Below are 18,917 nucleotides of genomic sequence, written 5' to 3' on the forward strand. Positions count from 1 at the left end.
CCGGGCTTGATGTTGACTTCGATGACATCGACGCCGCTGAAATCGCCGATATCTGGAACTTTGACTTCGATGAGACTCATGTACGTCCCCTTCTTGTTGGCTACGGAGAGAGGGAATGGAAACTCGCGCGACGAACCGGCCACGGCCTGACAAGAGAACGCGAACCTGGGCAGAACCACCTTTGCTGTCCGCCCAAGGACGCGCCTTTCTTTTGGTTACTTTTCTTTGGAAGACAAAGAAAAGTGACCGCCGCCCCGCGCAGGGGCGACGCTAGCAGACCGTATGCAAAACAGGTTCAACGACAGTACGGGGCGCACCGACAAAAACGAAAAACGCACGCCCCCGCGAGCCCCTCTTCTCATCAAAGAACGATGCGACGGAAATCCCCAAGCAACGCGCCAAGATAAGCATTGAACCGCGCGGCTTCAGCGCCATCGATCACGCGATGATCGAACGCCAGGGAAAGCGGCAACGTCAACCGCGGCACGAACTGCTTGCCGTCCCACACCGGCTTCATCTGCCCGCGCGACAACCCGAGGATCGCCACTTCCGGCGCGTTGATGATCGGCGTGAAGTGCGTGCCGCCGATCCCGCCGAGCGACGAGATCGAGAAGCAGCCGCCCTGCATCTGGTCGGGCTTGAGCTTGCCGTCGCGCGCGGCCTTCGACAGCTCGGCCATTTCCTTCGCGATGTCGACGAGGCCCTTCTTGTCCGCATCGCGGATCACCGGCACGACGAGACCGTTGGGCGTGTCGGCCGCGAACCCGATGTGGTAGTACTGCTTGAACACCAGGTTGTCGCCGTCGAGGCTCGCGTTGAAGGTCGGGAATTTCTTCAGCGCGGCCACCACCGCCTTGATCACGAACGCGAGCATCGTGAACTTCACGCCCGCCTTCTCGTGCTCCTTGTTCAGCTGCACGCGCAGCGCTTCGAGCTCGGTGATGTCCGCTTCGTCGTTGTTCGTGACGTGCGGGATCATCACCCAGTTGCGATGCAGGTTCGCGCCCGAGATCTTCTTGATGCGCGACAGCGGCTTCGCCTCGAACGGGCCGAACTTCGCGAAGTCGACCTTCGGCCACGGCAGCAGATTCAGCTCGCCGCCGCCTGCCGGCGCGGCAGCCGCGCCCGGCGCCGCGCGCTGGCCTGACATCACGCCCTTCACGAAGCCCGTGATGTCGTCCTTGGTGATGCGCCCCTTCGGGCCGCTGCCCGGCACGCGCGCGACGTCGACGCCGAGCTCGCGCGCGAACTTGCGCACCGACGGCGACGCGTGGCTGGCGCGGTATTCGCCCGACGGGGCGGCCGCCGGCGCAGCAGCGGCCGGTGCCGATGCTGCCGGTGCGGGCGCAGGCGCCGCAGCCGGTGCCGGTACAGCGGCGGCCGGAGCCGGCGCGCTCGCCGGCGCAGCGGCCGGTGCAGCCGCACCTGCCGCTTCGAGCAGCACGATCAGCGTGCCTTCCGACACCGCATCGCCGACCTTGACCTTGATGTCCTTCACGACGCCGGCGGCCGGGCTCGGCACGTCCATCGTCGCCTTGTCCGACTCGAGCGTGACGAGCGACTGCTCTTTCTCGACGGTGTCGCCGATCTTCACGCCGATCTCGATCACCGGGACGTCCTTGTAGTCGCCGATGTCGGGCACCTTCACTTCGAGCGTACCGCCCGACGCAGCCGGCGCAGCAGCCGGTGCTGCGGCAGCGGGCGCAGCAGCCGGCGCCGGCGCGGCGGCCGCTGCCGCGGCGCCGTTCGCCTGCGCGGCCGCGCCGCCTTCGAGAAGGATGATCAGCGTGCCTTCCGACACGGCGTCGCCGACCTTGACCTTCACTTCCTTGACCGTGCCGGCTGCCGGGCTCGGCACGTCCATCGTCGCCTTGTCCGACTCGAGCGTGACGAGCGACTGCTCGGGCTCGACCGTGTCGCCCACCTTGACGAGCACCTCGATGACGGGCACGTCCTTGTAATCGCCGATATCCGGCACCTTCACTTCGATCGCTTGACTCATCTTTTTGTGTCTCCATGGCCGCGCGCGCCCCTCCCGGAAGCGGCGCGCGGCGTCACACGACGCGTGTGCGTTAAACGGTCATCGGGTTGGGCTTCGACGGATCGAGGTTGTACTTGGCGATCGCGTCCGCGACCACCTTGCGCTCGATCGTGCCTTCGTCGGCGAGCGCGTTCAGCGCTGCGACGGCGACCCAGTAACGGTCGACTTCGAAGAAGTGACGCAGCTTCGCGCGGGTGTCCGAACGACCGAAGCCGTCGGTGCCCAGCACGACGAAGCGGCGATCGATCTGGCCGCGGATCTGGTCGACCAGCGCGCGCACGTAGTCGGTCGACGCGATGACCGGACCTTGCGTGTCCTTCAGGCACTTCTGCACGTGCGACAGGCGACGCTCCTCGGTCGGATGGAGCAGGTTCCAGCGCTCGACGTCGTGACCTTCACGCGCGAGTTCGGTGAAGCTCGGCACGCTCCACAGATCGGCCGCGACGCCCCAGTCGTTCTTCAGCAGATCGGCGGCGGCGATCACTTCGTTGAAGATCGTGCCCGCGCCGAGCAGCTGCACGCGCGGCGCCTTCTTGTCGGCCTCGGCCTTGCGGAACGCGTACATGCCCTTGATGATGTCGGCCGCCACGTGCTCGCCCTGCGGAATCGCCGGGTGCTCGTAGTTCTCGTTCATCACCGTGACGTAGTAGTACACGTCTTCCTGTTCCTGCACCATGCGGCGCAGGCCGTCCTGGATGATCACCGCGAGTTCGTAGCCGAACGTCGGGTCGTAGCTCACGCAGTTCGGCACCGATGCGGCCCACAGCAGCGAGTGGCCGTCTTCGTGCTGCAGCCCTTCGCCGTTCAGCGTCGTGCGCCCGGCCGTGCCGCCGAGCAGGAAGCCGCGCGAGCGCATGTCGCCAGCCGCCCAGGCCAGATCGCCGATCCGCTGGAAGCCGAACATCGAATAGAAGATGTAGAACGGCACCATGATCTCGCCGTGCGTCGAATACGACGTCGCCGCCGCGATCCAGTCGCACATGCCGCCCGCTTCGTTGATGCCTTCCTGCAGGATCTGGCCGGTCTTCGATTCCTTGTAGAACATCAGCTGGTCGGAATCTTCCGGCACGTACTTCTGGCCGTCCTGGTTCCAGATGCCGATCTGGCGGAACAGCCCTTCCATGCCGAACGTACGCGACTCGTCCGGGACGATCGGCACGACGCGCTTGCCGAGCGCCTTGTCCTTCAGCAGGATGTTCAGGATCCGCACGAACGCCATCGTCGTCGAGATCTCGCGGCCCTCGCCCGTGCCTTTGAGCAGCGGCTCGAACGCGTCGAGCGCCGGCACCGGCAGCGACGTCGCCTTCTGGCGGCGGTGCGGCAGATAGCCGCCGAGCTCCATGCGCTTCTGGCGCATGTATTCGAGTTCCTTCGAGCCTTCCTCGAACTTGATGTACGGCACGTCGGCGATCTGCTCGTCGGTGATCGGCAGGCGGAACTGATCGCGGAACTTCTTCAGTTGCTCGACCGGCAGCTTCTTCTGCTGGTGCGTGATGTTCATCGCCTGGCCCGACTCGCCCATCCCGTAGCCCTTGATGGTCTTCGCGAGGATGACGGTCGGCGCGCCCTGCGAGTTGCTCGCCTCGTGGAACGCCGCGTAGATCTTGTGCGGATCGTGACCGCCGCGGTTCAGCGCCCAGATGTCGTCGTCCGACCAGTCGGCGACGAGCGCCTTCAGCTCGGGCGTGTTGAAGAAGTGCTCGCGCACGTAGGCGCCCGACTCCGACTTGTACGTCTGGTATTCGCCGTCGACCGCTTCCATCATGCGGCGCATCAGCGCGCCCGTCTTGTCGCGCGCGAACAGCGCATCCCAGCGGCTGCCCCAGATCACCTTGATCACGTTCCAGCCGGCGCCGCGGAACTCCGATTCGAGCTCCTGGATGATCTTGCCGTTGCCACGCACCGGGCCGTCGAGGCGCTGCAGGTTGCAGTTGATCACGAACACGAGGTTGTCGAGCTTTTCGCGGCTCGCCATGCCGATTGCGCCGAGCGATTCCGGCTCGTCCGTCTCGCCGTCGCCGAGGAACGCCCAGACCTTGCGGCCGGCCGTCTGCGCGATGCCGCGCGATTCCAGGTACTTCATGAAGCGCGCCTGGTAGATCGCCATGATCGGGCCGAGGCCCATCGACACCGTCGGGAACTGCCAGAAGTCGGGCATCAGCCACGGGTGCGGGTACGACGAGATGCCGTTGCCGTCGACTTCCTGACGGAAGTTGTCGAGCTGTTCTTCCGACAGGCGGCCGAGCAGGAACGCGCGCGAGTATACGCCGGGCGACGAGTGGCCCTGGACGAACACGAGATCGCCGCCGTGCTGGTCGGACGCCGCGTGCCAGAAGTGGTTGTAGCCGACGTCATAGAGGGTCGCGGCCGATGCAAACGACGCGATGTGGCCGCCGACGTTCGTGTCCTTGCCTGCGCGCAGCACCATCGCCAGCGCGTTCCAGCGCGTGTACGAACGGATGCGGTGCTCGATGTCCTGGTCGCCCGGAATCTTCGCCTGGGCTTCGACCGGAATCGTGTTGATGTACGGGGTGTTCGCGGAGAACGGCAGGTGTTCGCCGTGCATGCGCGCGAATTCGATCTGCTTTTCGATCAGGTAGTGCGCGCGGCCGGTGCCCACGGAGGAGATCACGCCGTCGAGCGACTCGAGCCATTCAACGGTTTCTTGCGGATCGTCGTCACGCTCGGCGGCGACGTATTTCATCACTTCGTTCGGTACAGCGGACATTCTCGTCTCCTGGGTCCTGGAATGTGAGGATCGCTCTCGTGCAGACGACGCGTCGCGGCCGGCTGCGGGCAAGCTCGACGGATTGTAATGAGCGCCTACGGCCGCGCGCAACAAAATTTTCGAATTGTGAGATCTTTTCTCGTAATGCGGAATATTGTTGCGGCGCACCCATGCGTCGGGCCTCGGCGGCACGCGCGGCGCGCACAAATTCGTTTCCGCTCAACATATCCGGTATGGGTTTTCCATGTATTGCGCTGCGCTACAATCCTGCCATGTTGACCGATCGGCTTTTCGCACGCTCGGCGCGACCGTCGGGCCCGCCGGCGGAGTCGCAGCCGTCCCGCTGGCACCACGGACCGTGGTGGTCGAACTCCTATCTGCTGACGCCGCTGCTGTCGATCCTCGTGTTCCTCGTGGTGATGAGCCTGATTTTATGGAGCCTCAATCGCCGCGAACAGCAGCAGCAGGAAGACACGCTGTTCCGTAACGTTGCGTGGGCGCAGCAGCAGATCCGCCTGTCGATGACGGGCGCGCAGGAGCAGTTGCAGGCGCTGTCGCGCGATCTCGCATCCGGCCGCCTCGACCAGAACGCCTTCCAGATGGCCGTCGCGGACGTGATGCAGACCCATCCGGAAATCCTCTATCTGAACTGGTACACGGCGCCCGGCGTGCAGCGCTGGCCGACCGTGCATCCGCCGCTGCTCGGCCAGCGGCTCGCGAAGCCCGGCGACGCGCAGATGGAAGACGCCGTGCGCGGCGCCTACGACGAGGCGCGCAGCACGCGCCGCCAGGCCTATTCGCCGCTGATCTACGACGACTTCGGCAACGGCTTCATCACGCTGCAGACGCCCGTGATGCGCGGCGATCGCGAATACCTCGGCTCGATCGCCGCGGTGTTCTCGGTCGAAGGGATCCTGAAGCACGACATCCCGCAGGAGCTGTCGTCGAAGTACAAGATCTCGATCACCGACTCGAACAATCGCGAGCTGTCGTCGACGTCGACGCGCCCGCGCCTGCCGCGCGACTCCCACTACGACCTGCCGCTCGACCCGCCCGGCCAGGGGCTGACCGTGCGCGTGTACGCGTTCCCGCAGCTGACGAACCTCACCAACAACACGCTCGTGTGGCTCGTGGCCGGCCTGTCGTGCTTCGTGCTGTGGAGCCTCTGGAGCCTGTGGAAGCACACGCGGCAGCGCTTCGAGGCGCAGCAGGCGCTGTACGCGGAAGCGTTCTTCCGCCGCGCGATGGAGAACTCGGTGCTGATCGGCATGCGCGTGCTCGACATGCACGGCCGCATCACCCACGTGAACCCGGCGTTCTGCCGGATGACCGGCTGGGATGAAAGCGACCTGGTCGGCAAGGTCGCGCCGTTCCCGTACTGGCCGCGCGACGCCTACCCGGAAATGCAGCGCCAGCTCGACATGACGCTGCGCGGCAAGGCGCCGAGCTCGGGCTTCGAGCTGCGCGTGCGGCGCAAGAATGGCACGCTGTTCCATGCGCGCCTGTACGTGTCGCCGCTGATCGACAGCTCGGGCCGGCAGACCGGCTGGATGTCGTCGATGACCGACATCACCGAGCCGAAGCGCGCACGCGAGGAGCTCGCGGCCGCGCACGAACGCTTCACGACGGTGCTCGAAAGCCTCGACGCCGCCGTGTCGGTGCTGGCCGCCGACGAGGCCGAGCTGCTGTTCGCGAACCGCTACTACCGCCACCTGTTCGGCATTCGCCCGGACGGCCATCTCGAGCTGTCGGGCGGCGGCTTCGATCGCGCGCAGGCATCGTCCGACTCGATCGACATGGTCGACGCCTTCGCCGGCCTGCCGGCCGCCGCGCTGACCAACAGCACGGCCGACGCGCAGGAGGTCTACGTCGAGAGCATCCAGAAGTGGTTCGAGGTGCGCCGCCAATACATCCAGTGGGTCGACGGCCACCTCGCGCAGATGCAGATCGCGACCGACATCACGACCCGCAAGAAGGCGCAGGAACTCGCGCACCAGCAGGAAGAGAAACTGCAGTTCACGAGCCGATTGATGACGATGGGCGAAATGGCGTCGTCGATTGCTCACGAATTGAATCAGCCGCTCGCCGCGATCAACAACTATTGCTCGGGCACGCTCGCGCTCGTGAAGAGCGGCCGCAGCACGCCCGAGACGCTGCAGCCGGCGCTCGAGAAGACCGCGCAGCAGGCATTGCGCGCGGGGATGATCGTCAAGCGGATTCGCGAATTCGTGAAGCGCAGCGAGCCGAAGCGCCAGCCGGCGCGCGTCGCGGACATCGTCGCCGATGCGGTCGGGCTCGCCGAAATCGAGGCCAGGAAGCGCAGGATCCGGATCGTCACGGAAATCCTCGCAAGAATGCCTATTATTTATGTCGACCCCGTGCTGATCGAGCAGGTGCTCGTGAACCTGATGAAGAACGCGGCCGAGGCGATGGCCGACGTGAAGCCGGCGTCGGCGGACGGCGTGATTCGCGTCGTCGCCGACATCGACGCGGGCTTCGTCGACATCCGCGTGATCGATCAGGGCCCGGGCGTCGACGAAGCGACCGCCGAGCGCCTGTTCGAACCGTTTTACAGCACCAAGTCCGACGGCATGGGCATGGGGCTGAACATCTGCCGTTCGATCATCGAATCGCATCGGGGGCGTCTGTGGGTGGTCAACAATGTCGAACCGGACGGCCGCATTTCCGGCGCGACATTCCACTGCAGCCTGCCCATTGGGGAACCCGCTGATCTCGCCCAAGGGGGGCGCGAGTCATCGGCATCACATACCGTCACGGGAGAACTATGAATAGCCCTGTTACCACCACTCAGGAAACCGTCTTCGTCGTCGACGACGACGAGGCCGTACGGGACTCGTTGCGCTGGCTGCTGGAGGCGAACGGCTATCGCGTGCAGTGCTTCTCGAGCGCCGAGCAGTTCCTCGATGCATACCAGCCGGCGCAGCAGGCCGGCCAGATCGCATGCCTGATCCTCGACGTGCGGATGTCGGGCATGAGCGGCCTCGAGTTGCAGGAACGCCTGATCGCCGACAACGCCGCGCTGCCGATCATTTTCGTCACCGGTCACGGCGACGTACCGATGGCCGTCTCGACGATGAAAAAGGGTGCGATGGACTTTATCGAGAAACCGTTCGACGAAGCCGAGCTGCGCAAGCTCGTCGAGCGGATGCTCGACAAGGCCCGAAGCGAAAGCAAGAGCGTGCAGGAACAGCGTGCCGCGAGCGAGCGCCTGTCGAAGCTGACGGCGCGTGAGCAGCAGGTGCTCGAGCGGATCATCGCCGGCCGCCTGAACAAGCAGATCGCCGACGATCTCGGCATCAGCATCAAGACGGTCGAAGCGCACCGCGCGAACATCATGGAGAAGCTCAACGTCAACACCGTGGCCGATCTGCTGCGCCTCGCGCTGTCGAAAAAGCAGGCCTGACGTTGCGCACGGCCGTCGGGCGCCCGCCCGGCCGCCTCGCCGTTCCCTCGCGCCGCGCGATGCGCCCCACTCGCGCGGCACGGCCGGGCGCCTCCTCCCGGGGCGCCGGCCCCGCCATCATGACGCTTTCCTTGTATTCACTGTCGGACGACGGCAGGCGAACGGTATAATTGCGTGCTTTGCTGCGGCGCTTCGCGCGCCGCACGACCGCATTCCAACTTCCCGGCAGGACCACCACCATGACAGCCCTCCTCATCGACGGCAACGCCCTCTCGAAGACCTTGCGCGCGCAGGCCGCCGAACGCGCCGCCGCCCTGACCGCACGCGGCCACCAGCCCGGTCTCGCGGTGATCCTCGTCGGCGCGAACCCGGCGAGCGAAGTCTACGTGCGCAACAAGATCAAGGCGTGCGAGGACAACGGCTTCTTCTCGCTGAAGGATGCCTACCCGGACACGCTGTCGGAGGCCGACCTGCTCGCGCGCATCGACGAGCTGAACCGCGACCCGAAGATCCACGGGATCCTCGTGCAGCTGCCGCTGCCCGCGCATATCGACAGCCACAAGGTGATCGAGGCGATTGCGCCGGAGAAGGACGTCGACGGCTTTCACGTCGCGAACGCCGGCGCGCTGATGACCGGCAAGCCGCTGTTCCGCCCGTGCACGCCGTATGGCGTGATGAAGATGTTCGAGGCGCACGACATCCCGCTGCAAGGCGCGAACGCGGTCGTGATCGGCCGCTCGAACATCGTCGGCAAACCGATGGCGATGCTGCTGCTCGAAGCCGGCGCAACGGTGACGATCTGCCACAGCAAGACGCGTGACCTCGCCGCGCACACGCGGCAGGCCGACATCGTCGTCGCCGCGGTCGGCAAGCGCAACATCCTGACGGCCGACATGGTCAAGCCGGGCGCGACGGTGATCGACGTCGGCATGAACCGCGACGACGCAGGCAAGCTGTGCGGCGACGTCGACTTCGCCGGCGTGAAGGACGTGGCCGGCCACATCACGCCGGTGCCGGGCGGCGTCGGCCCGATGACCATCACGATGCTGCTGATCAACACGATCGAAGCCGCGGAGCGCACAGCCGCAGCCTGAGCGCCGCGCGCTCGCGCCCGCCCCTTCTGCCGACGCGCATTCGCGCGCCGGCATCTCCCCGGCCGCGGCCATGCCCGCGGCCGTGTCAGCACCGCGCCGCCGCGCCCGCACCGCCGGCGCTCGTCGCGTGTCGTCACAATCCGACCCCGCGCCGCCGCCCGCACGCAATCGCATCGTTAGAAACTAACGATTGGAAACCGCGCCGTGCGCCCCAATAATGTCGGTATCGGGCGCCGCCGCAGCGCGCCCCACCCTTTTCACTCCGGTTCATCCGGCAACAGACAGGGAGTCTTAATGTCCGCCAGCGCCAATACCAATCCGCTCCTCGATTTCTCCGGCCTGCCCCGTTTCGGCGAGATCCGCCCGGAACACGTGACGCCCGCCCTCGACGTATTGCTGGCCGCCGCCAACCGCGCGGTCGACACCGCCAGCGCAAGCGAGACGCCGGCGACCTGGGCTGCGATCGTCGAGACGGTCGAGCAGGCGACGGAGCCGCTCGGGCGCGCGTGGGGCGTCGTCGGCCACCTGAACGCGGTCGCCGATACGCCCGAACTGCGCGCCGCGTACGGCGAAAATCTGCCGCGCGTGACCGAGTTCTGGTCGAGCGTCGGCCAGAACCTCGCGCTGTACGAAAAGTACAAGGCGATCGCGGCGGGCGCCGAATACGCGACGCTGTCCGCCGAACGCAAGAAGATCCTCGATAACGCGCTGCGCGATTTCCGCCTGTCGGGCGCCGAGCTGCCCGAAGACCAGAAGCCGCGCTTCGCGGAACTGCAGGAGCAGCAGGCAGCGCTGTCGAAGGCGTTCTCCGATCACGTGCTAGACGCGACCAACGCGTATGCGTATTTCGCGCAGGACGAAGCCGAACTGGCCGGGCTGCCGGGCGACGCGATCGAGGCGGCCCGCGAAGCCGCGCAGAAGGACGGCAAGGAAGGCTGGAAATTCACGCTGCACTTCCCGTCGTACTTCCCGGTGCTGCAATACGCCGAGAACCGCGCGATGCGCGAAACGATGTACCGCGCCTATGCGACGCGCGCGTCGGAACTCGGGCCGCAGTACGGCGGCGGCAAGGCCGAGTGGGACAACACGGCGATCGTCGCCGACGAGCTGAAGCTGCGCCGCGAAGAAGCGCAGATGCTCGGCTACCGCAACTTCGCCGAAGTGTCGCTCGCGCCGAAGATGGCCGAATCGCCGCAGCAGGTGATCACCTTCCTCGAGGATCTCGCAACGCGTGCGCGCCCGCACGCGGAGAAGGACTGGGACGAATTGCGCGCGTTCGCCGCGAAGGAGCTCGGGTTCACCGAGCTCGCGCCGTGGGACGTCGCGTTCGCGGCCGAGCGCCTGCGCCAGCAGCGCTACGCGTTCTCGGAGAACGAAGTCAAACAGTACTTCCCGGAACCGGCAGTGCTGAAGGGCCTTTTCACCGTCACCGAAACGCTGTTCGGCGTACGGATCAAGCCGGACGATGCGCCGGTCTGGCACAAGGACGTGCGCTTCTTCCGCGTGGAGAACCGCGACGGCTCGCTCGTCGCGCAGTTCTATCTCGACCTGTACGCACGCGAAGGCAAGCGCGGCGGCGCGTGGATGGATGACGCGCGTGCGCGCGCGAAGCGCGACGGCGCCGTGCAGACGCCGGTCGCGTACCTCACCTGCAACTTCTCGGCGCCCGTCGGCGGCAAGCCCGCGTGCTTCACGCACGACGAAGTGATCACGCTGTTCCACGAGTTCGGCCACGGGCTGCATCACATGCTCACGCGCGTCGACGAGCTGGGCGTGTCGGGCATCAACGGCGTCGAATGGGACGCGGTCGAGCTGCCGTCGCAGTTCATGGAGAACTTCTGCTGGGAATGGGACGTGCTGTCGTCGATGTCGTCGCACGTGGAAACCGGCGCCGCGCTGCCGCGCGAGCTGTTCGACAAGATGATCGCCGCGAAGAACTTCCAGAGCGGGCTCGGCACACTGCGGCAGATCGTGTTCTCGATGTTCGACATGCTGCTGCACGTCGACTTCGACCCGGCCGGCGCGACCGGCGTGAACGCCTTCGCGCGCGAGATCAACGAGCGCTACCACGTGATCCCGCAGGCGGCCTTCTCGCGCTGGCCGAACACGTTCAGCCACATCTTCGCGGGCGGCTATGCGGCCGGCTATTACAGCTACAAGTGGGCCGAGGTGCTGTCGGCCGACGCGTATGCGGCGTTCGAGGAAGCAGCGGCCGAAAGCGGCAGCGTGCTCGACGCGACGACCGGCACGCGCTATCGCCGCGAGATCCTCGAAGTGGGCGGCAGCCGTCCGGCGATGGATTCGTTCAAGGCGTTCCGCGGCCGCGAGCCGGAAATCGACGCGCTGCTGCGTCACAACGGTATGGCAGCGCCCGCGCAGTGATCGCGCGTTGCCGGGCGGTTCGCCCGGTGGCTTCGGCAGGCACCGCTTCGGCGGTGCTTTTTTCATTGTGCGGGCGGTGGACCGGATGGCTCGGCGGCCGGGTTTGAACCGCTGATCGGGGCGTCGGTTCGGGCGTTCGTTGAATGGTCCGCTGGGTCCTTGGTGGACTCCGCAGTTGAGCCCTCGGCCGGATCCTCGATTGACGCGCCGGCTGCGTTCTCGGTCGGCTCCTCAGTTGACTCCTCGGCTGGGTCCTCGTTCGACTCCTCGGTCAACTCCTCAGCTGCCGCATCGGCGCCCCCCTCAACCGACTCATCCACTGCATCGCCGAACAGCGAGAACTGCCCATGGCGCTCGGCCGTGTTCTCGTCGATGCGCACGCCGACGCCTAATAACCGCACGGCCTGCGCGCGCCGCTGCAGCCCCTTCGCGAGCAACGCGACGGCCGTCTGCGCATTCGTCGCGTCGGCCACGCATTCGACCGTGGTGCGCTGGAAATCGGCGAAGCGGATCTTCACGTACAGCTTGCGGATCGATCGCGCGGCGCCCGCGCGCGCGATACGCGCATCGAGCTGCTCGACGAGACGACGGATTTCCTGCGCGCATTGCTCGAGCGTCGTCAGGTCGGTCACATAGGTCGTCTCGACGCTGACCGACTTGCGCTCCTGATCGGCCTGCACCGGCCGCTCGTCGATGCCCCGCGCGAGCTGGTACAAACGCCGGCCGAACGCGCCGAACTCGCGATGCAGATCGATCAGCGACCAGTCGCGCAATTGCGCGCAGGTCTGGATGCCGAGCCGGTCGAGGCGCGTGGCCGTCACCTGCCCGACGCCGTGCAGCTTGCGCACCGGCAGCGCCGCGACGAACGCATCGACCTCGTGCGGGCGCACGACGAACAGCCCGTCGGGCTTGTTCCAGTCGGACGCGATCTTCGCGATGAACTTGTTCGGCGCGACGCCCGCCGACACCGTCACGCCGACCGTCTCGTACACGCGCTGACGGATCTCCCGCGCAATCAGCGTCGCGCTGCCGTGGCACAGCTCGGAGCCGCTGACGTCGAGATACGCCTCGTCGAGCGACAGCGGCTCGACGTCGCGCGTGTAGTCGCGATAGATCGCCATGATCTGCCGCGACGCCGCGCGGTACTTGTCCATCGCGGACGGCAGGATCAGCAGGTCTGGGCACTTGCGCATCGCGAGCGCCGACGACATCGCCGAATGCACGCCGTAGCGCCGCGCCTCGTAGTTGCAGGTCGCGATCACGCCGCGCTGATCGGGCCGGCCGCCGACGGCGAGCGGCCGATTGCGCAGCGACGGATCGTCGCGCATCTCCACCGATGCGTAAAAGCAGTCGCAATCGCAATGGATGATCTTGCGCACGCGCGGCGGCGCGTCGCCAGGCGGCGGCAGGTGCGAATCGGCAGGCTCGGGAGTGGTCGGCTTCACGGTGCCGATACTGTACAAAAACACAGTGACCGTTTCAACTGCCGCGTGCTGCCACGTACCGGCGAATACGGACAGTCCGACGCGGCGCCGACCCAGCTCGGCCAGCGGCGCCGTACCGGTCGGCTGCGCACGGATCGTACCGCCGCGCGCGCCGGTCGGCCCCTATACTCGTGCGCCACGACAGATGAAACGCAAAGGTGACGAATGAAGACGATCGGCCTGATCGGCGGGATGAGCTGGGAATCGTCGGCGGAGTACTACCGGATGATCAATCGCTATTCGAAGGCATTGCACGGCGGCCATCACAACGCCAAGAGCGTGCTGGTCACGGTGAACTTCGCGGAGATCGAGGCGCTGCAGCGCGCGCAAGACTGGCGCGCGCTCGGCGAACGGATGGCCGACGCCGCACGCCGGCTCGAAGCGGCCGGCGCCGACCTGATCGTGCTGGCGACCAACACGATGCATCGCGTGCACGACGCGATCGAAGCGGCGGTGACGCTGCCGTTCCTGCACATCGCGGACCCGACCGGCAACGCACTGCGCGCCGCGGGCGTCGAGCGCGTCGCGCTGCTCGGCACGCGCTACACGATGGAGCTGCCGTTCTATGCGCAGCGGCTGCGCGACCGGTTCGGCCTCGACGTGCTGGTGCCGGACGAACCGGCGCGCGCCGACGTGCACCGGATCATCTACGACGAGCTGTGTCACGGCCGGATCGACGCGCATTCGCGCGCGACCTATGTCGCGATCATCGACGAACTCGCGCGACGCGGCGCGCAGGCGGTCATACTGGGCTGTACGGAAATCACGCTGCTGATCGGCGACGCAGACTCGCCGCTGCCGGTGTTCGACACGACCACGCTGCATGCGAAGGCGGCGGTCGAGTGGGCGGTAGGCTGAAAACAAAAAACCCGGCACGGGGCCGGGTTCCTGTCGACGAAGCGCGCATCGGTCAGTTGCGCTGCACATCGTCTGGTGTGCTTGGTTGCGGGGGTAGGATTTGAACCTACGACCTTCGGGTTATGAGCCCGACGAGCTGCCAGACTGCTCCACCCCGCGTCAGAGAAATAAATTATAGGGTGAGGAAGCACTTACGTCAACACTTTTGTCACAATTTATTGGCTTGGCGCCAATATCGCGAGGCTCGCGACGTGCACGGGATGCGCTGCCGATCGCGTGTTGCACGCGTTCGCGCGCCGCGCTCGCGGTAAGATGGCGGCCTTCGAATCCATGCCGCCCGCCTTCCCGTTCATGAAAATCGCCACCTGGAACGTCAACTCGCTCAACGTCCGCAAACAGCATGTGCTCGACTGGCTCGCGCAAAGCGGCGCCGACGTGCTGTGCCTGCAGGAGCTGAAGCTGCCGGACGAAAAATATCCGCGCGCCGATCTCGAGGCCGTCGGTTACCGCAGCTGGTTCACGGGCCAGAAGACGTATAACGGCGTCGCGATCCTCGTGCGCGACACGCTGGCCGTCGACGAATCGGACGTCGTGCGCAACATTCCCGGCTTCGACGATCCGCAGCAGCGCGTGGTCGCCGTGACGGTCGAGGGCGTGCGCATCGTGTCCGCGTATTTCCCGAACGGCCAGGCCCCGGACTCCGACAAGTTTCTCTACAAGATGCAGTGGCTCGACGCGCTGCATGCGTGGCTCGGCGCCGAGCTGCAGCGCTATCCGAAGCTCGCGCTGCTCGGCGACTACAACATCGCGCCGGAAGATCGCGACGTGCACGACCCCGCGAAATGGGAAGGCCAGAACCTGGTGTCGCCGCAGGAGCGCGCGCACTTCGCGAAGCTGCTCGAGCTCGGCTTCGTCGACGCGTTCCGGCGCTTCGAGCAGCCCGAGAAGACCTTCACGTGGTGGGACTACCGGATGTTCGCGTTTCGCCGCAACGCCGGGCTGCGCATCGACCACATTCTCCTGTCGCCGGCGCTCGCGGCCACCTGCACGTCGTGCGAAGTCGACCGCGTGCCGCGCACGTGGGAGCAGCCGTCCGATCACACGCCGGTCGTCGCGGTCGTCGGCTGAGGCCGCTGGCCTGCCGCCCCGCCCATTCGCTCAGCCGCGCGCGGGCGCCGGCCCCAGATGCGCCCACAGGAAGCCGAATTCCGCCGCATCGGATTCGGCCCGCTCCAGATCGTCGGCGCTGCCGTGGCCGCCGTCGGTGTTCTCCCAGTACCACACGCGCTCGTGCCCGAGCGCGTGCATGCGCGCCGCCATCTTGCGGGCATGCGCCGGATGCACGCGGTCGTCGCGCGTCGACGTCGTCAGCAGCAGCGGCGGATAGACGACGCCGTCGCGCACGCGGTGATACGGCGAATAGGCGGCCAGCGCCGCGCCCTCGCGCGGATCGTCCGGGTCGCCGTACTCGTCGAGCCAGGCGGCGCCCGCATGCAGTTTCGGATAACGCCGCATGTCGAGCAGCGGCACGCGGCACAGCACCGCGCCGAACAGTTCGGGACGCTGCACCATGCACGCGCCCACCAACAGGCCGCCGTTGCTGCCGCCTTCGATGCCGAGCTGCGCCGCGGTCGTCACGCCGGTGCGGACCAGGTCCTCGGCTACCGCGATGAAATCGTCGAACGAACGCTGCCGATGTTCGCGCTGCGCATCGACGTGCCAGCGCGGCCCGAATTCGCCGCCGCCGCGGATGTGCGCGAACACCGCGACGCCGCCGCGCTCGAGCCACGCGATGCCGAGTGCGTCGCTGTAGCCCGGCAGGTTCGGAATCGCGAAGCCGCCATAGCCTGACAACAGACACGGCCGCGCGACGCGCGTGCCGCCATCGCCGCCATCATCACGGTTGGCTGCCTCGACGGCATCGCGCGGCCCGATCAACGTGTACGGCACGATCGTGCCGTCGCGCGAGCGCGCATTCGCGCGCCGCACGACGAGGCCTGCCGCATCGAAGCGCACCGGCGGCCGGTCGAGCAGCACGCGGCGCGCTTGCGCATCGGCCGCGCGATCGGCGAGATCGGCCAGCCAGCATTCGGGTGGATCGAGATAGGTGTCGACGTCCACGTACACGTCGTCGTTCAGCGTCGACTCGACCGGCTCGACGTCGATCTGCGCATCGCGCGGCCAGTCGAACGCATGCGCGTCCCACGTCCATTCGCCGCCTTCGCTGCCCTCGCCCTTGCGCGGCGTCCACAGCATCGTGCGGTTGTGCACGTCGTCGAGCCAGCTCGCGATCAGCATCGTGCGCGTGTGGGTCCACGTGCACGCCGACGTCGATGCTTGCGGCGCGAACAGCGTCGTGAATTCGCGCGAGCCGGCGAGAAACGCGTGCTCGCGAATCGCGAGCAGCGAGCCGCCCGCATGCCGTACGCCGCCGCAGTCCCAGTCGAGCCGCGGCTCCAGCACCAGCCAGCCTTCCCAGAAGCCGACCTCGACGTGCGTCGGCACGTCGTAGCGCGCCCATTCGCCCGCCTCGGTGAGCCGGTACGCATGCGCGTCGAAGAAGTCCACGCTGCGCCATGCGACATGGCGGCCGTCGATCGGATCGAACCATGCGCCCGCGCTGATGTCGTCCGGTTCGCCGCGAAACACGATGGGTGCATCGGCGAGCGGCGTGCCGCGCACCCAGCGGCGCGCATCGTACGGATAGCCGGCAGCGGTCGCATGCGCTTCGCCGCGATCCCAGCTCACGTAGACGGTGTCGCGATCGATCCAGCCGACCGTGTGATGCCCCGGCTCGTCGATCGTGAAGCCGCCGTCGACGAAGCGGCGCTGCACCAGATCGAATTCGCGCACGACGACCGCGTCCGCGCCGCCCGGCGACAGCGACACGAGTGCGCGGTCACCGTCCGGATAGAGGATCGCGTCCTGCTCGAACACCCACGATTCGCCCTCTTGCGCGCCGAGCGCGTCGACGTCGAGGAGCGTTTCCCAGTCGGGCCGGCCGGCGCGCCAGTCGTCCCAGCGCGCGCGGCGCCACAGCCCCTTCGGGTGCTGATCGTCCTGCCACAGGTCGTACGCCCATTCGCGCCAGCGGGTCGGAATCACCGGCCGCTCGCGCGGCAGGTAGGCCTGCGCGAGCCGCGCGGTCAGCGTGCGGTAGCCGTCGTCGTCACGCAGCGCAGCACGCGTGCGCGCGTTCTGCTCGTCGACCCACGTGCGGGCGCGCTTGCTGTCGAGCGCTTCGAGAAATCGGAAAGGATCGGCCCCGGCGGGCCAGCGGAAGGAATCGGACATGACGGGCGTGCGCGTGACGGCAAACCGCGATTATGTCCGATCGCGGCATGCGCGGCGCGCGCATGCCGCGACGACGGCTTACGGCTCCAGATGCAGTTCCTGGATCTTGCGCGTGATCGTGTTGCGGCCGATGCCGAGCCGCTCGGCCGCCTCGACCTTGCGGCCGCGCGTGAAGTCGAGCGCCTCGCGGATCACGGCAGCCTCGAAGCGGCGTGCGAGTTCGTCCATCACGTCGGCGGAATTTTCGCGCAGCAGTCGCGCGACTTCGGTGCGCAGCCCGCTCTCCCACATCGGATAGCCGGCCGGCGCGCCGTTCGATGCGGCCGCAACGGGTGCGCTCGCGAGCGTCGCCGCGCCGACCGACGGCTGAACGCGCGACACGTCGCCACCGCCGAGGGCAGCGGGCGCGTCCGCGCCGTCGACGGCTGCCGTCACCGGCGCGCCGCTCGGCACGAGATCGGGCGGCAAGTCCTTGATCTCGACCGTCTGCGCGGGCGCCATCACCGTCAGCCAGTTCGCGAGGTTCTCGAGTTGCCGCACGTTGCCCGGAAACGGCAGCGACGTCAGATACGCGAGCGCTTCGTCGGACACGCGCTTCGGCTCGACGCCGAGATCGCGCGCGCTCTTCTGCAGGAAGTGGCGCGTGAGCAGCGGAATGTCTTCGCTGCGTTCGCGCAGCGGCGGCAGGCGCAGGCGGATCACGTTGAGCCGGTGGTAAAGGTCCTCGCGGAACAGCCCCTGCCGCACGCGCGATTCGAGGTTCTGGTGCGTCGCGGCGATCACGCGCACGTTCGCGCGCAGCGGGTTGTGGCCGCCGACCCGATAGAACTGGCCGTCCGACAGCACGCGCAGCAGGCGCGTCTGCAGGTCGAACGGCATGTCGCCGATTTCGTCGAGGAACAGCGTGCCGTTCTCGGCCTGCTCGAAGCGGCCCTGGCGGGTCGTCTGCGCGCCGGTGAACGCGCCGCGCTCATGGCCGAACAGTTCGGATTCCAGCAGATCCTTCGGGATCGCGGCGGTGTTCAGCGCGATGAACGGGCCGTTCGCGCGCGGGCTGTGACGGTGCAGCGCCCGGGCGACGAGCTCCTTGCCGGTGCCCGACTCGCCGGTGATCAGCACCGTCGCGGCCGAATGCGACAGCCGGCCGATCGCGCGGAACATGTCCTGCATCGCCGGTGCCTGCCCGAGCATCTCGGGCGCCTCGGCCACGCGTTCGTCCTGCGGTGCGCCGCCGCGCAGGCTTTCCTCCACCGCGCGGCGGATCAGTTCGACCGCCTTGTCGACGTCGAACGGCTTCGCGAGATATTCGAACGCGCCGCCCTGGAACGCGGCCACGGCGCTGTCGAGATCGGAGAACGCCGTCATGATGATGACGGGCAAGCCGGGCAGACGCTCGTGCATCGCCTGCAGCAACTCGAGGCCCGAGCCGCCCGGCATCCGGATGTCGGATACGAGCACCTGCGGCGACTCGTGATCGAGCGCGGCCAGCGCATCGCGCACGTTCGCGAAGCTGCGCGTCGCGAAGCTGTCGCGGGCGAGCGCCTTTTCGAGCACCCAGCGAATCGATTGATCGTCGTCTACTATCCAGATCGGCTTCATAGGTCGGTCAGAT

General features: G+C 67.1%; 11 protein-coding genes, 1 tRNA gene and 1 pseudogene. 6 read left to right on the forward strand and 7 right to left on the reverse strand.

The window, feature by feature from the left end:
• Nucleotides 1-361: 361 nt before the first annotated feature.
• The 3 genes and pseudogenes from aceF to EX20_RS33345 form a co-directional block, all read right to left on the reverse strand.
• A complete protein-coding gene (gene aceF / locus EX20_RS20605; protein ID WP_034194559.1) occupies nucleotides 362-2,002 on the reverse strand; it encodes a dihydrolipoyllysine-residue acetyltransferase in 1,641 nt (546 codons plus the stop codon).
• 70 nt (nucleotides 2,003-2,072) lie between these two features.
• Complete coding sequence (gene aceE, locus EX20_RS20610) at nucleotides 2,073-4,769, reverse strand: pyruvate dehydrogenase (acetyl-transferring), homodimeric type (RefSeq protein ID WP_011885426.1); 2,697 nt, start codon at nucleotides 4,767-4,769, stop codon at nucleotides 2,073-2,075.
• Nucleotides 4,770-4,904: 135 nt separating this feature from the next.
• Nucleotides 4,905-5,122, reverse strand: a pseudogene (locus EX20_RS33345) (hypothetical protein); the annotation flags it as partial.
• Between EX20_RS33345 and fixL the strand changes: the two are divergent.
• The 4 genes from fixL to EX20_RS20630 all read left to right on the forward strand — a co-directional run bounded on the left by fixL (nucleotide 5,042) and on the right by EX20_RS20630 (nucleotide 11,669).
• Entirely contained in the window at nucleotides 5,042-7,558 is a 2,517-nt protein-coding gene (fixL, locus tag EX20_RS20615; protein WP_011885427.1) for an oxygen sensor histidine kinase FixL, read from the forward strand. The pseudogene EX20_RS33345 and the gene fixL sit on opposite strands and share 81 nt — an antisense overlap.
• Nucleotides 7,555-8,193 carry an oxygen response regulator transcription factor FixJ gene (gene fixJ, locus EX20_RS20620; protein ID WP_006493245.1) on the forward strand — a complete coding sequence of 213 codons (639 nt, stop codon included), beginning with the start codon at nucleotides 7,555-7,557 and terminating at the stop codon, nucleotides 8,191-8,193. The genes fixL and fixJ overlap by 4 nt, the downstream gene beginning before the upstream one ends.
• Nucleotides 8,194-8,432: 239 nt before the next feature.
• A complete protein-coding gene (gene folD / locus EX20_RS20625) occupies nucleotides 8,433-9,287 on the forward strand; it encodes a bifunctional methylenetetrahydrofolate dehydrogenase/methenyltetrahydrofolate cyclohydrolase FolD (RefSeq protein ID WP_034194560.1) in 855 nt (284 codons plus the stop codon).
• Between the two features lie 294 nt (nucleotides 9,288-9,581).
• A complete protein-coding gene (locus tag EX20_RS20630) occupies nucleotides 9,582-11,669 on the forward strand; it encodes a M3 family metallopeptidase (protein ID WP_034194561.1) in 2,088 nt (695 codons plus the stop codon).
• A gap of 62 nt (nucleotides 11,670-11,731) precedes the next feature.
• On the opposite strand, the gene dinB is transcribed toward EX20_RS20630, so the two are convergent.
• On the reverse strand, nucleotides 11,732-13,138 hold the full coding sequence (dinB, locus tag EX20_RS20635) for a DNA polymerase IV (RefSeq protein ID WP_072465542.1): 1,407 nt from the start codon (nucleotides 13,136-13,138) through the stop codon (nucleotides 11,732-11,734).
• Nucleotides 13,139-13,318: 180 nt separating this feature from the next.
• On the opposite strand from dinB, the gene EX20_RS20640 reads away from it, so the two are divergent.
• Nucleotides 13,319-14,011, forward strand: a complete 693-nt coding sequence (locus EX20_RS20640; protein WP_034194562.1) for an aspartate/glutamate racemase family protein — start codon at nucleotides 13,319-13,321, stop codon at nucleotides 14,009-14,011.
• Between the two features lie 82 nt (nucleotides 14,012-14,093).
• Here EX20_RS20640 and EX20_RS20645 read toward each other — a convergent pair.
• A tRNA-Met gene (locus tag EX20_RS20645) sits at nucleotides 14,094-14,170 on the reverse strand.
• A 192-nt stretch (nucleotides 14,171-14,362) separates the two neighbouring features.
• Between EX20_RS20645 and xth the strand changes: the two genes are divergently transcribed.
• Nucleotides 14,363-15,139: an exodeoxyribonuclease III gene (xth, locus tag EX20_RS20650; protein WP_059462111.1), complete on the forward strand. Its 777-nt coding sequence runs from the start codon at nucleotides 14,363-14,365 to the stop codon at nucleotides 15,137-15,139.
• Nucleotides 15,140-15,169: 30 nt separating this feature from the next.
• Here the strand turns inward: xth and EX20_RS20655 are convergent, their stop codons facing one another.
• Both EX20_RS20655 and ntrC read right to left on the reverse strand, forming a co-directional pair.
• Nucleotides 15,170-17,305, reverse strand: a complete 2,136-nt coding sequence (locus EX20_RS20655; protein WP_034194563.1) for a prolyl oligopeptidase family serine peptidase — start codon at nucleotides 17,303-17,305, stop codon at nucleotides 15,170-15,172.
• Between the two features lie 78 nt (nucleotides 17,306-17,383).
• Complete coding sequence (ntrC, locus tag EX20_RS20660) at nucleotides 17,384-18,904, reverse strand: nitrogen regulation protein NR(I) (protein WP_011885434.1); 1,521 nt, start codon at nucleotides 18,902-18,904, stop codon at nucleotides 17,384-17,386.
• Nucleotides 18,905-18,917: the final 13 nt, after the last annotated feature.

This window comes from Burkholderia sp. WP42, from assembly GCF_000745665.1.
GTDB classification, from domain to species: Bacteria; Pseudomonadota; Gammaproteobacteria; order Burkholderiales; family Burkholderiaceae; genus Burkholderia; species Burkholderia vietnamiensis.

Coding starts and splice junctions, on each gene's coding strand:
- fixJ (WP_006493245.1), top strand. CDS start 7,555: ATGAATAGCCCTGTTACCACCACTCAGGAAACCGTCTTCGTCGTCGAC.
- ntrC (WP_011885434.1), bottom strand. CDS start 18,904: ATGAAGCCGATCTGGATAGTAGACGACGATCAATCGATTCGCTGGGTG.
- EX20_RS20640 (WP_034194562.1), top strand. CDS start 13,319: ATGAAGACGATCGGCCTGATCGGCGGGATGAGCTGGGAATCGTCGGCG.
- fixL (WP_011885427.1), top strand. CDS start 5,042: ATGTTGACCGATCGGCTTTTCGCACGCTCGGCGCGACCGTCGGGCCCG.
- aceF (WP_034194559.1), bottom strand. CDS start 2,002: ATGAGTCAAGCGATCGAAGTGAAGGTGCCGGATATCGGCGATTACAAG.
- EX20_RS20630 (WP_034194561.1), top strand. CDS start 9,582: ATGTCCGCCAGCGCCAATACCAATCCGCTCCTCGATTTCTCCGGCCTG.
- xth (WP_059462111.1), top strand. CDS start 14,363: ATGAAAATCGCCACCTGGAACGTCAACTCGCTCAACGTCCGCAAACAG.
- aceE (WP_011885426.1), bottom strand. CDS start 4,769: ATGTCCGCTGTACCGAACGAAGTGATGAAATACGTCGCCGCCGAGCGT.
- EX20_RS20655 (WP_034194563.1), bottom strand. CDS start 17,305: ATGTCCGATTCCTTCCGCTGGCCCGCCGGGGCCGATCCTTTCCGATTT.
- folD (WP_034194560.1), top strand. CDS start 8,433: ATGACAGCCCTCCTCATCGACGGCAACGCCCTCTCGAAGACCTTGCGC.